This window comes from Streptomyces sp. NPDC048417 (genome assembly GCF_040651615.1).
In the GTDB taxonomy this organism is placed as follows: domain Bacteria; phylum Actinomycetota; class Actinomycetes; order Streptomycetales; family Streptomycetaceae; genus Streptomyces.
Window position 1 is genome coordinate 20,413 of sequence record NZ_JBEZKI010000055.1, and the last position, 14,467, is coordinate 34,879.

The window sequence follows — 14,467 nt, forward strand, 5'->3', positions numbered from 1 at the left end:
ATCGGCGTGGTCAATTCTCTTACGGAGCCGGTTTACGAACGGTGCGGCGGGCCACGCCGGCTCTCGGACCGATATCCTCACGGGTTCAGCGGCGCTTCGCGCGGGCTTCTGGGTATCGCCTTTCCTTTGCCAGAACTCCATGAAATCGCGTCAGATGCATACGGAGGAGTGGTTGAGGAAGTGTCGGTTTTTCCGGCCACCCGTGCGGCGGCTCATTTCCGCCGATATTAAATGGTTACCGATTAGATGGTCAACAGTGACCCGCGCCACACCGTTTCGACGGCGGGGCGCCATATTCGGTCGACGGCCGACATCAAGGTCCTGCCCGGAAATAGCCGATTACAATACGCTATCGATAAGAATTCGGGTATCATCGATGCCCGATCAGGCGTCAGCCCTCGGTTTCACAAACGTTTGTTCAGGAGTGAGGCTTTTGACGGAATGCCGGCCCGCTGCCACCGTACGCGAGTGTGAACGGTTCTGCGGACCTCCTACGGTGCGGCGTATCCGGGCACAGAAGGCCATCGCAGGGTCAGTACCACGGAGTCGTCCTCAGCGGCCCAAGAGTGGTCCACTCCCTGGCCCCAGACGACGTAGTCGCCCTGTTCTTCCAGCAGCACGCTGCGACCGGGGAACTCCATACGGAAGCGGCCTGAGATGAGAACCAGGAGAGCTGTCCGTACCTCGCCCTTCACCCACTGAACCCGTCGCTCACCACGTGGGTGGACACCCCATTTGACCTCGACGGCGTGGCTGTGGCGAGGATCGCCGTGCTCCTTGAAGTGCCCGAGCAGCCATCCCCGGTCCACCGTCGCGTCTTTGCCCGCATTGCCCACGTACACGCCGTCTTCCATGCGCCCGAACGCTAGCAGTCGACCACCGCGTCGGTCGCGGCGCGATCAGCACCCCTGAAACAGGGCGATGTTCAGCACCTGTCGAAGCCCCGGCCGGATTCCCCCCGCCTCGACCGAGGCCTCTTCCCGCCGGGCCGGCCTCGCTTACCGGAGCGCTTCGACCAGCAGGCTCGCGGCCACCTCCGCTCCGTCGGTGCGGAGGCGGCCTCCCAGCGCCTTTGCCCGCGTCCGGGTCTCGGGTGACAGGGCCGTCTTGAACGCGACGCCCAGGGATTCGACGGTCGGAGGCGGACCATCGAGTGCCGCACCGATGTCCAGGTCCGCCACCCGGCCGGCCCAGTACGGGTTGTCCGACAGCTGGAGAGGTATCACCACTTGGGGCGTGCCCGCCCGGGCTGCTGTCAATGTCGTGCCCGCACCGCCGTGGTGCACCACGGCGGCCACCCTGCCGAACAGGCGCTGATGGTTGGCCTCGCCGACGGCGAAGCAGTCGTCTCGCTCGTCGACCAGATCCAGGTCCGCCCAGCCGCGGGAGACGAGCACGCGGTGTCCCTGTGCGCGGATCGCCTCGACGGCCATACGGCCGATGTCCGGCGACGGGCGCATGCTGCCGAAGCCCACGTAGACCGGCGGCGCGCCCGCGTCGAGGAACGCCACCAGGTCGGCCGGGAGCGGGCGTTCGTCCGGCAGGGTCCAGGCCCCTGTCTGTACGACGTCGAGGCCCGGGGTCTCCCGCCACGGCCCCAGGACCGGGTCCGCCGCCAGCCACGGCCGGTCGGTGAGGACGTGGTCGCGGACGTCGTCCACCGGTGGCAGGCCGATCGCCGCCCGGCGGCCGTTGAGCACCTCGCCGAACTGCGCGTTCACGTGGTGGGCGTCCAGCGCCCACAGGGTCCGGTTGTCGTTCGCCTCCGGCTCCGGCCAGCCCGGCCGTGGTGGTGGCGCATGGTGCGGCGACGGCAGGTGGACCGCCGCATAGCTTGCGTACACGTAGCGGATGCCCGCGGCCTCGGCCACGGACCGCGCGGCGACCTGCGCCAGGCCGGCCGCCACCAGCGCGTCGCATCCCTCGACCGCCGCGGGGAACACGTCGAACTGTGCCTCGACCATCTCCGTCCGGTACCGGGACAGGTCCGCCGCCGACGGCAGCGTCGTCCCGCGCATCAACTCCCGCACCGGTGGCCCGACCGGCACCAGGTGCACCCCGATCCCTGCAAGCCGCTCGGCGAACTCCTCGTCCGGCGGGGCGCACATCCGCACCTCCACCCCGAGCGCCCGTAACCGCACCGCGAGTGCCACCAGCGGTTCGACATCGCCACGCGTCCCGTATGTGGACAACAGCACCCGCATTCCGCATCCTCCTTCGTCGTGTCTTCCGTCCGTGTCAGCCCGTTCCCGCCCAGGCTTCGAGCGCTGCCCCTGGACGCGACGCGCCGGTCGTCACGGGTATGCGGCAGCAGTGTAGGTCTCGTGGTGCTGGACACGGCGGCGGCTCAACTGGGCTGTTCCGGCGCGGACTTGTGTCTTCGGGGGCAACGATTCATGTCCGCCGGGTCACGTCGCGGACGCTCTGGTCAGTCAACGCCGCGTTTCTCTCCTAGGGGCCGTCCTCAGTGACTACGGTGAGCGCCAGCGTGCCTTGGGCGCAGATGGTGCCGCGTCGGCTTGCTTGGGGTTGCCCGTGCCGGGCGAAGTGCGCAAGGTCCCCGATCGTCAACACCACCGGAGAGCTGCTCGATGCATAGTTCGTCCGTTCCCGTCCCTGATGTGTCGGTCATCTTGCCCTGCGCTGGATTCGGCACACGTTTCGGAGCGCCCTACCCGAAGGAGCTGCACTGTCTGGCTCCTGGGGTCACCGTGCTGGACCGCAGTCTGGAATCCGTTGTCGAACTGGCCAAAAGCGGACTCAATGTGCGTCTGGTCGTCGTGTTCGGGCCGCACAAGCTGGACACGGTGAGTCATCTCGCACGCTACGCCGAGACCTTTCACATGGTCTTCGTCTTCCAGGACGAGGCGTTCGGACCAGGTCTGGACGGAGCGATCCGGTCTGCCCTGCCGATGACGCACGGGCCGGTGGCCCTGGTCCTTCCTGACATCGTTGTTACCGGCCCGGACACGGCCGGCAAGCTCCTCGCCGCACTGCGGCACATAGCGGTGACGGGTTGGAGCGTTGTGGCCACCGAAGAGCGGGATCCCGACACGCTGCAGCAGATGGGCGCGCTGGAGGTGACCGAGGCGGGTGGCGTCCTGACCGTGGGGGCGGCTGCCGACAAGCCGGCGGACCCTTCGGGCTTCAACGCGTTCTGGGGCATGGTGGCGGTCAGCGAGGGCGAGGCGCACCGGCTACCCGACATCGTGGCGAAGGGGACGACCAGCCCTCTGGCCGGCGCGGTCGCCCTCATGGTGGACGGAATCGTCAACTACAACACCCCCTCGGGCTGACTCCTTGCCCGCGGTTGACGACTCCGAGCGGGCACTTGAAGTAGGGGGATTGCCCTCAAGGCCCAATGAGTTCCTCGAGACGCCATGTATCCGCGGTTCTGACCGTGCGGAGTGGCATTGCCGTTCTACCGCTCGGCGGTGCGGTCCTCACCGTCGATCTCGTAGATCCGCCTTTGAAGCCGTTCACCGGCCCAGTCCAGCTCGACGCCCAGGTCAAACCAGTGCCGATCCTTGCGGACTTCAGGCGGTGCGAGGTTCACCGCCGCCCAGGAGAACACCCCCAGAAGAATGGAACGCCCGTGCTGCGTCGTGCGCACGGACAACGCAAACGGCGCGGCGAGCGCCGCACGGGTGACCAACATGATCGGTTTGTCCCCGGAGGGTCGACGCCCACCCGTGAGAAATCGCGGTGTTTCAAGAATCTTGACCCACTCGACCACTGCGTCCGCCACCTGGGCCCGCAAGGACTCTTCGATGCCCTTTCGGACGGCGGTCGCGGGATCGTCACCGAGCCAGCCAAGCCAGTGATCAGGATCAGTGAGCTTGCTGAAGTCGTCCTGTGGCACCCCGTGATGGTCATTCTCCTGGTACTCGCCTGTCAGTTTCCCGCTGCTGTCCACCAACCACGCGCCGCGGATCGCCTCGGGAGGTACGTAGCCGTTCGGATCGTCGATGTACGTCGGGTCGATCTCGGCGACGCTGCCACCGGGATTCTCGGCAGCCGCAGCCAGTAGCGCCGGCTCGTTCGGTATGCCCTTACGTCGGATTCGCCAGCCAAGACGCCCCACGTCTCCACCCCACCGTTGCCCGTCCAGTCGACCGCGATTGTGCCGCACCGGTCAGCACCGCAGGAGGGGGGTGCGCGTGACGGCGACGGGCGGGGCGGGGGATCTCAGCGAGCAGGTCTGTCCCACCCCCAAGCCATCAGAGCAGCCCGTGCCGGTTGCCCAGCAACGACAGCCCATTCCAAGCCGGCACGATGTCCAGCATGGGCCGACTGGTGACGCCGAAGGAAAGCCTCGCATCCCGCCGTCAGTACGCGGCTCTCCAGCGGGAGTTCTTCGACGGTGCGGATCTCGCCACGGTGCGCTTGCGGCCGTTGTGGTTCACGCGGTACACGCTTCGCGAGACGGATCTCCGCCAGGCCACTCTCGACGGCTGCCGCTTCAAACTATGCGATGTTCGCGGGGCGAATCCGAGTGGCGCCTCCATGCGGGGGGGTCACTCTGGCGGGCTGCGATCTGACGGGCGCCGACCTGCGCGCCGCGGATCTGACCGGCGCCCGTTTCGGCCGGGTCCTCACCGGTGCCCCACCCCACGGGCTGACGAATGCCACCGACCTCAAGCTCGACAGAGCTGTTCTCCGCGATCTCCAACTGGAAGAGGTCATCGGCTGGCCCATCACCGGGTGATCGACTCGCGCCGCTAGCGCGAACATATGCGGCGGGCGTCGAACAGGCCTTGGAATCGATCACCTAGTGGTGGAGGCGGCGTCCACCGCTGGTCCGGCGGTGGAGGCGGCGTCCACCCGGCGAGGTCCCAACGGACGCTCGTCCAAGGTGCGTTGGTACGTGCTGTGTACACGTCTCGCTTGCTTCCGGCAGTCCGGGCACCGGCGCGGACCAGCGGTTCGGGTGCGGGGGAGGATGCAGAGCAGGCACGGGTCCACGTGATCATGGAGTCTCTGCGCTCAGTGATCACGAAGGACGGCCGTGCCCGCGCTGCCGTCTTCCTGCTCGAAACCGCTCAGCATCGGAGGACGACGATCACGACTCGACACTGAGCCCCGGGGAGCGTCGGCGGGAGCTACGAGGCTTCGTGGTACAGCGCGTACCACCCAGCGGGGCGGGGTGTGCGGGAGGATGGAGTGCATGGATCAACTCGGTGCGGCGCTGCGGGCGTGGCGGGACCGGCTGGATCCCGCGACGGTGGGCTTCGCACACGGCTCACCCCGTCGGGTCCCCGGCCTGCGACGCGCGGAGCTGGCGACGCTGGCCGGTATCTCGGTCGAGTACGTGGTCCGGCTGGAGCAGGGACGGGTGGCGACGCCCTCGGCGCAGGTCTGCTCGGCCCTGGCCCGCGCCCTGCACCTGTCCGACGACGAGCATGCCCACCTTTTGCGCATGGCCGGTCACGCGGCGGATCCGACCCGGGTTCCGCGAATGATCCCAGGGAGCCTGTACCGGATCGTGGACCAGCTCGCCGGCAACCCGTTGGCGATCTACGACGCCACCTGGCAGTTGCTGCACTGGAATCCGCTGTTCGCGGCCACGTTCGGCGATCCCACGGTCCGCGGTGTGGGCGACCGCAACGTCCTGGTCTGGCAGTTCCTGGGTGAGCTGCCCCGGGTCCGGCAGACGGCGGCCGAGCGGGCGGCGTTCGAGGAGTCCCTCGTCGCCGACCTGCGCGCGACGACGAGCCGGTACCCCGACGATCCCGACCTCGCGGCGTTGGTATCGAGACTGAACCTCAGCCCACGGTTCCGCGAGTTGTGGAGCCGCCGAGCGGTGGGCGGTCACCAGAGTGCGCACAAAGTCGTCCAGCACCCGGATGTCGGAGACATCGCCATGAACTCCGACATCCTCACCACCCAGGACACGAACCTCCGCCTCGTGGTGTACACGCCGCAGCCAGGCACCGACGCCCGCAGCAAACTCGAATTCCTTGCGGCCATCGGGGTCCAGAGAATGTCTCCTCAGGGATGAAGGCCCTCAGAAATGAAGGCCCGAGTTCCGCCTCGTCCGGTGGACCAGGCTGCTGGGTGGTACGCGCCGTACCAGGAAGTCCCGTAGCTCCCGCCAACCCTCCCGGGGACCCAGCATGGAGTGCGTGAACAGCGCACGACCGTGCTGTTGGGACCAGGAGGAGCCAGCATGACCACCACATTCATCACCGGGGCCAACAAGTCCCTCGGCTTTGAAACCGCTCGCCGCCTCGTCGAGGCCGGGCACACCGTCCTCCTCGGTGCCCGTCACCGTGAGCGCGGTCGGGCCGCGGCCGAGTCGCTCGGCGCCCGGTTCGTGTCGATCGACGTGACCGACGACTCCTCGGTCCAGGCCGCGGCCGCGGATGTCGCCGCGCATGAGGGAACGATCGACGTCCTGGTCAACAACGCCGGCGTCCTCGGCAAGGTCGGCCCCGTCGAGGAGTACACCGCGGCCGACGTGAGCGCCGTGCTCGACGTGAACGTCGTCGGGATCGTGCGCGTCACGCACGCCTTCCTCCCGCTGCTGCGCAAGTCGCCGAACCCCGTCATCGTCAACGTGTCCAGCGGGATGGGCTCCTTCGGCATGACCCAGGACCCGGCGCGGATCGAGTCGCGGTATGCCCTGCCCCTCTACTGCGCCTCGAAGGCCGCGGTCACGATGCTCACGACGCAGTACGCCAAGGAACTGAAGGACGTGAAGGTCAACGCCGCGGACCCCGGGCAGACCGCGACCGACTTCACCGGCGGCCTCGGACACAGCGTCGCCGACGGCGCGGAGTCCATCGTGGCCCTCGCGACGATCGGCCCGGACGGGCCGACGGGACAGTTCATCGACCGCTCCGGGAACCTCCCGTGGTGAACCTGCCCTGATCTCAGAGTCGGTCGACCCGCCGCCCGTGGCTGAAGCGCTCCGCCGCCTGCGACGCCCGCGGCGTCCCGTTGGGCGACGAACGGCCACGGCAGGCTTCGGTGCTGTACCGAGAGAAACGGCAGGGTCGTGGACTTCTCCCTCTACCTCGCCGCTCCCCTCGTCGCACTTCGCATGCTGATCTGGCAGGCACGCAGCCGCTACCGCTGGATGGCCGGCCCACCAGCCGCCGCCTCGAGTGATCCATTTGCCGGTCGGTCCAAGCGAGCCGGGTACGGCCGAGCCTCGTTCGAACTCTTCCGAACCCGAATCCTCACCCGGCTATGAGACGTCACGCCGATGGTTCCCGCAGGCTCCTTGCGCTTCTCATCACCAGCCTGCCTGGTGAAGGCAGTGATCCGGAACCGACCGAACAGCCGCGCCTCGGTCGGTTCGCGGCAGTAAGTTGTTCCGATGACCGATTCCCTGCTGCCGGGCGGCACGGTTCTTGATGCGGACGAACTGGAAGCTCGGTGGGCGGACGCCTGGCGGCCGGAACAGGTCGCGGAGCGGTTGGGCGGGGTCAGCGCGCCCTGGTGCGTCGTGGCAGGGTGGGCGCTGGATCTGTTCCGCGGAGGGCAGTCGCGGCCGCACGGCGATCTGGAGATCGCCGTGCCCGCGGCGGGGTTCGCGGAGGTTCGAGACCGCTTCCCCGAATACGTGTTGGATGCGGTGGGCTCGGGACGGATCTGGGCAGGGGCAGGAGCTGAGGCGCTCGCGGCCACGCACCAGACCTGGCTGCGGGATCCGGCGAGCGGTCAGTTCCTCTTCGACGTCTTCCGCGAGCCGCACGAGGGCGGGACGTGGATCTGTCGGCGGGACGAGAGCCTGCGGCTGCCGTACGACGCGATCATCGAACGGACTGCGGACGGCATTCCCTACCTGGTGCCAGAGCTGGTGCTGTTGTTCAAAGCGAAGGAGCCACGGCCCAAGGATCACGCCGACTTCGACGGGGTCCTGCCGCTGCTGAACCAGGCGCGGCGCGGCATTCTCAGCGGGTGGCTGACGCGCATACATCCCGGACATCCATGGCTGGCGAAACTGGCGACGCAGTGACGTGGGCCGGCCATGAGACGTCACGCTGCGGGTCCCCGGACGCGCTTTACGCTTCTCCCGTGCGCTGTCTGGCAGAGTCGTTCGCCCTTGGGGCCCACCTCGTGGAGGTCGACTACGTGTACGTGAGGGCCGACGGCATCCACCTAAACGTCCGCCTGGAGGAGGCCAAGGCCTGCGTGCTCGTCCTGGTCGGCGTACCTGCCGACGGCTCCAAGGAACTGGTCGCGCTCAAGGACGGCTACCGCGAATCCGCCGAATCCTGGGCCGACTTGACGCGCGAGTCCGCCCAGCAACAGTGGCGGGCCGTAAACGCACCCCATCTCGTCGCCCTCGCCCGCGCCGGAGCCCGCTTCGAACGCGGCCGGCTCGTCGAACGCCCCGAGGCGGTCGCAGCGTGAGCACCCTCGCCGCCCAGCCCATCCACACCAGCAGGCTCGACCTGCTGCCACTGCACGTCGAGCACGCCGAGGAGATGGCCACGGTACTGTCCGATCCGGCCCTGCACACCTTCATCGGCGGCACGCCGGACACCCCACAAGCCCTGCGCTCGCGCTACCAGCGCATGACCGCAGGCTCCCCCGATCCGGCCATCTCCTGGCTGAACTGGGTGATCCGGCTCCGTGACGAGTCATGCCTGACGGGCACAGTCCAGGCGACAGTCAGCCCCTGCGGCCACGGCCCCATCGCCGAGATCGCCTGGGTGGTGGGGACCCCGTGGCAGGGAAGAGGCATCGCCGCCGAAGCAGCCCGCGAACTCGTCGCCTGGCTCAGCCGGCAGCCGGTGCACACCGTCATCGCTCACATCCATCCCGAACATCGGGCATCCGCTGCCGTCGCCACCGCCGCCGGGCTCACGCCCACCGACGAATGGCACGAAGGCGAGATCCGATGGCACCGGAGCATCAGACGATAACAATGTCTGGAGTGCCTACTTCGACGAAGGCGTCTACAACGACCCGATCAGCGCCGCCGGCCTGGTGCGCTGGGACAGCGGCGGCGGTAACCACCAACGGGGGTACTCGCCTCCAGAGAATGTCGCATACGTCGATACGGTCTACGCCTTCAACGTCGACGACGGTGTCGCATGGGCCGACTACTACCCGACCTTCCCGCTGCTCGAGGCCCGGACCAACGGTGACCTCCGGCTACGGAGGACTCCTGTGGTCGCTCCCGCGGGTATGGCTGTGCACGGTGAACACGCCACGATGCTGGGGGCAACGGACCTCGGTGTCCGCAAAAACCACCTCTTCGCTCGGTCGGCTGCTCCCATGCCATTCGAAACCGTCATGGCCGCACCGGCTCTCCGAGCCAGAAGGTCACTCCGGGGCGTTGGAGACGTCGGACGTGGGCTGTTCATCGTGAAGTGCGGCCAGTGCGGCGGCGAGCTTGCCCCGGCCGGTGATGCCAAGGCGTGGATAGATGCGGTACAGGTGCGCTCCGACGGTGCGGTGCGAGATGAACAGGCGCTGGCCGATTTCCCGGTTGCTCAGCCCCTGTGAAGCCAGCACGGCTATCTGCATTTCCTGGGCCGACAACTGCTCGCCGGTGTTCGCGTGCCGTCGGCCACTCGACTCGCCGGTGGCACGTAGTTGCTCGCGGGCCATCTCGGCCCAGGGCTGCGCGCCGACCCGGTCGAACTCGTCGCGGGCGAGTCGAAGCGGCTGCCGAGCGTCCACGTTGCGGCGCTGGCGGCGCAACCAGCGGCCCTGGTGCAGATGCAGCCGGGCACGCGCCAGCGTCCAGTCGGCCGGCAGTGCGGCAAGGGCCGCGGCGTAGCGCTCCTCCGCGGTGTCGTCCGGAGCCAGCACCGCGTCGGTGTAGGCGTGGGCCACCACCATCATTTCCGAAGGGAGCCGTCCGGCCAGCTCCGGAAGGTCGGCCAGCAGTTCCCGGGCCTGCTGCACGGTGCCCGCGGCGACTGCGGCGTCCGCCAGGTCCGGCGCGAGCAGCCAGCGGCTCACCGAGTGGTAGTGCGGGTCAATGGGATCGAACGCGCGCGAGAGAACGTCGTACGCCGCCACGGCGCGGCCGTCGAAGAAAGCAAGCAGGCCGTCGGTCTGCTGCGCCATCACGGTGACGAACGGCATCCCCGGGAACAGGCTGTGCATGCGTAGTTCGCGGATCATCAGCGTTGCCTGCTCGGTTTCTCCACGCAGCGCCGCCACCAGGCCGGCCGTGGCCTTCAGCCCCAGCCAGACGATCCACTCCCCGGTCTCCTCGGCCAGGGCGAGCCCCTCGGCAGACTCCTCGCGAGCTCGCTCGAGCCGACCGAGGTACACCTGTGGCCAGCTGGTGGCCAGCGAACGGGCGAGCAGCCCGAGTCGGCCCTGCGACCGCCACGCCGCGGCCGCCGGCGCAAGGTACTGAACGGCGCGGCTGATGTCGCCGATGACCATGGCACCGCTACCGAGAAAATGCAGGATCCGGCCGTCTTCAGGGTCTGCTCTGATTCGGTCGAGCCGCGCGATCACGTCAGCCCCGTGCCGGTACGGCTCGGTGTACGCCCGCACCGCCAGCACGTGGGGGGCGTCCGGATCAGGATTCCATCGATCCAGTTCTGCTGCGGCCTCAGCACGCACCTGTGCGTCGCCGTCCTGGAAGAAGCAGCGTGCGCTGGCTCGCCACAACAGGTTCTCCGCGACGTCTCCGGCTCCCGCGTCGAACGCTCCGGCCGCCGCGGTGACCATGTCCTGGATCCGTCGCTGCGGCGCGCCCGGTTCGATTGCGCAATTGTCGGACACCACCATGAGGCGAGCCCGCTCGACCCGGCCCAGCACGCTCATGTCGGTGCGGTCCAGCAGCATCTGGACGCTGATGCGGTGGTTGATCTCGCTGGACAGCTCGGCCGCCCGGACCAGGATGCCGGTCCGGCGCTGCGCATCGAGGACAAGGTCGGCCGCCTGACACAGCGCCGGGACGGCAGCCGCCACCTTCCCTCGCGCCTGCGACGCATCGGCGAAACGCTCGAGCCGGGCGGCCAGCTCCTCGTCCGGTCCGATCGTGGCCGCTGCCTCGTGAGCGAGTTGACGCTCGGGGGTGTCGTCCATCACCGATGCGAGGGCACGGTGAGTGGCCAGGCGGTCGGCGAGCGTAGCGTGGGTGTAGATCGCCGTGCGCATCAGCGGATGGCGAAACTCGGCACTGTAGCCGACCAGGCTGACCAGATCGGCGTCGACCGCCTCCTGCACCGCATCGACGGAGACCGCCGAGCCACAGAGGTGACTCGACACGTCGAGCAGCAGGTTGAGGGGCGCGGCCGGCTCGGCGGCAAGGACCAGGAGCAGCGTGCGACACTCCCGGCTCACCGAATCGGTACGCGCGGAGAACGCGTCCTCCAGCCGCTGAGTCAGCGGCAGGTCGTCCATCTGCGGGGTCACGCCCTGCACGGCCTTGGGCAGCTCGACCAGGGCCAGCGGATTACCCGCGGCACGCTCCAGGATGAGCGCCCGCAACGGCGCCGGCAGATCGGGGGTCCCGGCATCGAGCAGTTCGGCGGCGGCCGGTCGGCCGAGCGGCTCCAGGGGGAGGTCCAGGAGCACATACGACTCGGAGTACTGGACCCGGGCGGCAGCGATCACCTGTATGGCGTGGTCGCGGGTGCGCCGGGAAACGAACTTGAGCACGTCCCGACTGGAGGAATCGATCCACTGCAGGTCGTCGACCAGCAGCAGGAGCGGCTGCCGATTGGCCGCGTCGGCGAGCAGTTCAAGCACGGCCAGTCCGACCCGGTATATCTCGGGCTCGGTGTCCGCGGCGCTGAACGCGCCGCTCAGCGCCAACCGGTGCGGAGTCGACAGGTCTTCCATGCCACGGGCGACCGGTTGCAGCAGCATCTGCAGCGCGGCGAACGGCAGCCATTGCTCGGGCTCCACCCCAGACGTCCGTAGCACCTTGAAGCCGCTTTGGATGGCCTCGGCCCCGACCGTCCGCAGCAGAGCCGACTTGCCGACGCCGGCAGCACCGTGGACGAGCAGCGCGCTGCCGTGCCCAGCCGCAGCGTCCGCGAGCAGGCCGCGCAGGGTGCGCAGCTCCTTGTCCCGCCCGATCATCACACCCGTACGGATCCCGCCTTCTGCGGGGTCCCCGCCGGCCCCGTCCCGACGCGTGCGCCCACCGTGACCTTATGGACCTGAGGAGGCCGTGCGAAGACGGAGCCCTCTGCCGTCCGGCGGTGTCCGCCTGCGGTGCTTCCGTTGACCGTGCCGACGGGATGCTCCAGCAGGGCCGGACGTTCACTCGTCGGCACAGCGGGCATGGGGCACAGCACGTGAAGCTTCTCTCCATCGAGGGGTCGTTCCGACCATCATGCTACTCGTCGGGGGTCCTCCCTTATCGGTGAGGCCCAACCATCAGTCGAACGACTCTCGGAACGACACAGCGAACGGCGAGGCTCCGGCCAGTCCGGGCGGACGGCGACTTTGCCGAGCATGATCCCGACGGGCGAAGAACGGGCAAGGTGGTCTGGCCGTGCCCTCTCAGGGCCCATGACCAGCAGGTTCAGTGAGCTCTTTCAGCGTTGCCGCTTCAGGGCGACGGCAGCCGCCGTGGTTGACGACATGCGATGCGAGCCGGAGGGCCCTATGGAAAATGGGCCCGGACTTCACGCGGTCCGCCCCCTGCTCCACGGGCGCCCTGAACCGCCGAGAGAGCGCGGTTGACTGTGCGTCGGGTCGGCGACGGGCTGCCGCCCGGGCGGGCGCGCGTCGGGTCGGGTCGGCGACGGGCTGCCGCCCGGGCGGGCGTCGCTCTGATGTTGTCATCCGGGGGTCGGCGCCCAGATTGGCGCGGCCATCAAGCAGGGTGTCCTGTCGCCGTAGGGAGACCAGGCCAACCAGGCGCATGGGGGCGGCGCGGGCTTGCACCCGTGAGCATCCTCGCCGGTGACGATGAGAATCGTGGCGCGCCGAAGGTCTCCCTCGCGGCACGGAAGCCTTGTGCGCCCCGGACGCCGATGCGTGTTCCGATCAGTGGCCGCGCTGAAAGAGCCCAGCCAACCTGAGGTCGAAAGGACATCGGCAAGCAGCCCTACGCCGGGCTTTCCGTCGGCGGATTCGCGGCACCGCCGGCCGACGGTCCGGTGGATACGTTGGGAATGACCGTCTCGAACCTACGGCGAGGTTCTCTGGGGACGGACAGAACACCCTACTGAAGGTCGTGGCATTGTTAACGTCGCGGGCGGCGCGGCGGCGATTACAGCCGCAACCCTTCCGCTTTGGGCATGCAACCACTTTTTCCTGCGCCACACAGGAACAAAACCACCGGCCGACCAGCACTCGGCCCAGAGCGGCGCCCACAACTGATCAGGCCTGCGGCGAGAGAGGGAGCCACCCTCGCTGGGACGTCGTCAGACAGACGGGAGCAAATAGCCAGACATTACTCGATCATGCTCGAAGGCGTCATGTTTCATCTGAAAACTGACTGACGAAACTTTCGACATCCAGAAAACTTCCCTCCTCCCCAAGAGGCACGGCCTCGAAGGTGCGGTTCAGGAATTCGTCGATCACCACCGCCGATGCGGCTACGACAAACGTTTCCCAACCCGACCGGAACGACATGTACACCAACTCGTGACCGCGGATTTCGGTGGGCCAAATTTGAATATCACCGAAACCAGCGAGCCGCCGCCGACCGGAATCCAGGAGCTCGCGACCGAGTTCCCACTCAATGACCAGATCAGTGCCTGCATTAAATGCCATGACTATTGAATATGGCTCTGTGCTGTCAAATCGGAGATCTGTCACGACCGACAGAGGCACCTCCTCTTCGAGAAGAGCCACGACCGTCCGACATGTCACCGGATCGGGCTGGATGTCCCACTCTGCACGGTCGTCATGCCGACGCCTGCGATCTTTGTGAGCACACCCGGGCTCATCATCGGTGCCGAAGACCTTCCCACTCATGATTCGTCCTCTCTCGTCTTCCCGCCACGACGGCTACTGATCGGCGTCTACAGAGCCGCGAATTGGCCAACGGCTGGTTCGGAAGGTCCTCACCTGCTCCGGTAGATCGGGTCATGACGAGCCTGGGACCGGCTGGGACCTGATGCATCAGTCAAGTGACCGTTGGCGGACGGCCCAGGCGGATCACGCCTCTGGCGCTGCGCACACGACCGCCCGATGGAGAACCCGCTCGTCGAGGGCCGAGCCCGACCGCCTCAACGCTCTGCCTGGCGTCTGCCTCCGAGGCCGACCCACCTCGCGAGGGTCGGGCCTGTTGGACACGACACCACTGCCGAGTGGCCCACCCCCTTTTCGGAAGCCCGGAATCGGTTTTAAGTGAAACCGTATCGAATACACATATGGCTGTAATGTGACCTCGTGACCACCCGCATTCCTCACAGAGCCACCCCCTCGGCCGGTTCGCGTGCGACCGACCGCCCCGGGGACACCTCGCCCTTCGCTCACGCCCTGTTGCTGCGGCGGGCGCACTGGCGGGCGGCGGGGGTGATGACGGAGGCGCTCCGTCCGCTCGGTATCGAGTTGCGGCACTTCGCGGTGCTGC

At 67.9% G+C, this 14,467-nt stretch carries 11 protein-coding genes and 4 pseudogenes; 10 read left to right on the forward strand and 5 right to left on the reverse strand.

What is annotated here, in order from left to right; translation table 11 throughout:
• Positions 1-491 precede the first annotated feature (491 nt).
• Both AB0D59_RS48695 and AB0D59_RS48700 read right to left on the reverse strand, forming a co-directional pair.
• Positions 492-854 (reverse strand): signal peptidase I, encoded by a 363-nt coding sequence (locus tag AB0D59_RS48695; RefSeq protein ID WP_362578857.1) that lies wholly within the window; start codon positions 852-854, stop codon positions 492-494.
• A gap of 144 nt (positions 855-998) precedes the next feature.
• Positions 999-2,204 (reverse strand): glycosyltransferase, encoded by a 1,206-nt coding sequence (locus AB0D59_RS48700; RefSeq protein ID WP_362578860.1) that lies wholly within the window; start codon positions 2,202-2,204, stop codon positions 999-1,001.
• 507 nt (positions 2,205-2,711) lie between these two features.
• Between AB0D59_RS48700 and AB0D59_RS48705 the strand changes: the two genes are divergently transcribed.
• Entirely contained in the window at positions 2,712-3,296 is a 585-nt protein-coding gene (locus AB0D59_RS48705; protein ID WP_362578863.1) for a hypothetical protein, read from the forward strand.
• Between the two features lie 125 nt (positions 3,297-3,421).
• On the opposite strand, the gene AB0D59_RS48710 is transcribed toward AB0D59_RS48705, so the two are convergent.
• Positions 3,422-4,084, reverse strand: a complete 663-nt coding sequence (locus AB0D59_RS48710) for a hypothetical protein (RefSeq protein ID WP_362578865.1) — start codon at positions 4,082-4,084, stop codon at positions 3,422-3,424.
• Positions 4,085-4,284: 200 nt separating this feature from the next.
• Between AB0D59_RS48710 and AB0D59_RS48715 the strand changes: the two are divergent.
• From AB0D59_RS48715 to AB0D59_RS48750, 8 genes and pseudogenes are all read left to right on the forward strand, one after another.
• A pseudogene (locus AB0D59_RS48715) lies at positions 4,285-4,470 on the forward strand (pentapeptide repeat-containing protein); the annotation flags it as partial.
• 25 nt (positions 4,471-4,495) lie between these two features.
• The gene (locus AB0D59_RS48720) at positions 4,496-4,708 is read left to right on the forward strand and encodes a pentapeptide repeat-containing protein (RefSeq protein ID WP_362578868.1); all 213 of its coding nucleotides are present in this window, start codon (positions 4,496-4,498) and stop codon (positions 4,706-4,708) included.
• A gap of 459 nt (positions 4,709-5,167) precedes the next feature.
• Positions 5,168-6,001, forward strand: coding sequence for a helix-turn-helix transcriptional regulator (locus tag AB0D59_RS48725; protein ID WP_362578871.1), 834 nt, complete (start codon positions 5,168-5,170; stop codon positions 5,999-6,001).
• 168 nt (positions 6,002-6,169) lie between these two features.
• On the forward strand, positions 6,170-6,862 hold the full coding sequence (locus AB0D59_RS48730; protein WP_362578874.1) for an SDR family NAD(P)-dependent oxidoreductase: 693 nt from the start codon (positions 6,170-6,172) through the stop codon (positions 6,860-6,862).
• Between the two features lie 90 nt (positions 6,863-6,952).
• A pseudogene (locus AB0D59_RS48735) lies at positions 6,953-7,113 on the forward strand (IS5/IS1182 family transposase); the annotation flags it as partial.
• Positions 7,114-7,324: 211 nt separating this feature from the next.
• Positions 7,325-7,966: a hypothetical protein gene (locus AB0D59_RS48740; protein WP_362578877.1), complete on the forward strand. Its 642-nt coding sequence runs from the start codon at positions 7,325-7,327 to the stop codon at positions 7,964-7,966.
• Positions 7,967-8,076: 110 nt separating this feature from the next.
• A pseudogene (locus AB0D59_RS48745) lies at positions 8,077-8,244 on the forward strand (transposase); the annotation flags it as partial.
• A gap of 116 nt (positions 8,245-8,360) precedes the next feature.
• Positions 8,361-8,879 carry a GNAT family N-acetyltransferase gene (locus AB0D59_RS48750; protein ID WP_362578879.1) on the forward strand — a complete coding sequence of 173 codons (519 nt, stop codon included), beginning with the start codon at positions 8,361-8,363 and terminating at the stop codon, positions 8,877-8,879.
• 403 nt (positions 8,880-9,282) lie between these two features.
• Here the strand turns inward: AB0D59_RS48750 and AB0D59_RS48755 are convergent, their stop codons facing one another.
• Together AB0D59_RS48755 and AB0D59_RS48760 are read right to left on the reverse strand one after the other, a co-directional pair.
• Positions 9,283-12,015, reverse strand: coding sequence for an AAA family ATPase (locus AB0D59_RS48755; RefSeq protein WP_362578881.1), 2,733 nt, complete (start codon positions 12,013-12,015; stop codon positions 9,283-9,285).
• Positions 12,016-13,362: 1,347 nt separating this feature from the next.
• The gene (locus tag AB0D59_RS48760; RefSeq protein WP_362578884.1) at positions 13,363-13,866 is read right to left on the reverse strand and encodes an SsgA family sporulation/cell division regulator; all 504 of its coding nucleotides are present in this window, start codon (positions 13,864-13,866) and stop codon (positions 13,363-13,365) included.
• 417 nt (positions 13,867-14,283) lie between these two features.
• Between AB0D59_RS48760 and AB0D59_RS48765 the strand changes: the two are divergent.
• A pseudogene (locus AB0D59_RS48765) lies at positions 14,284-14,467 on the forward strand (MarR family transcriptional regulator); the annotation flags it as partial.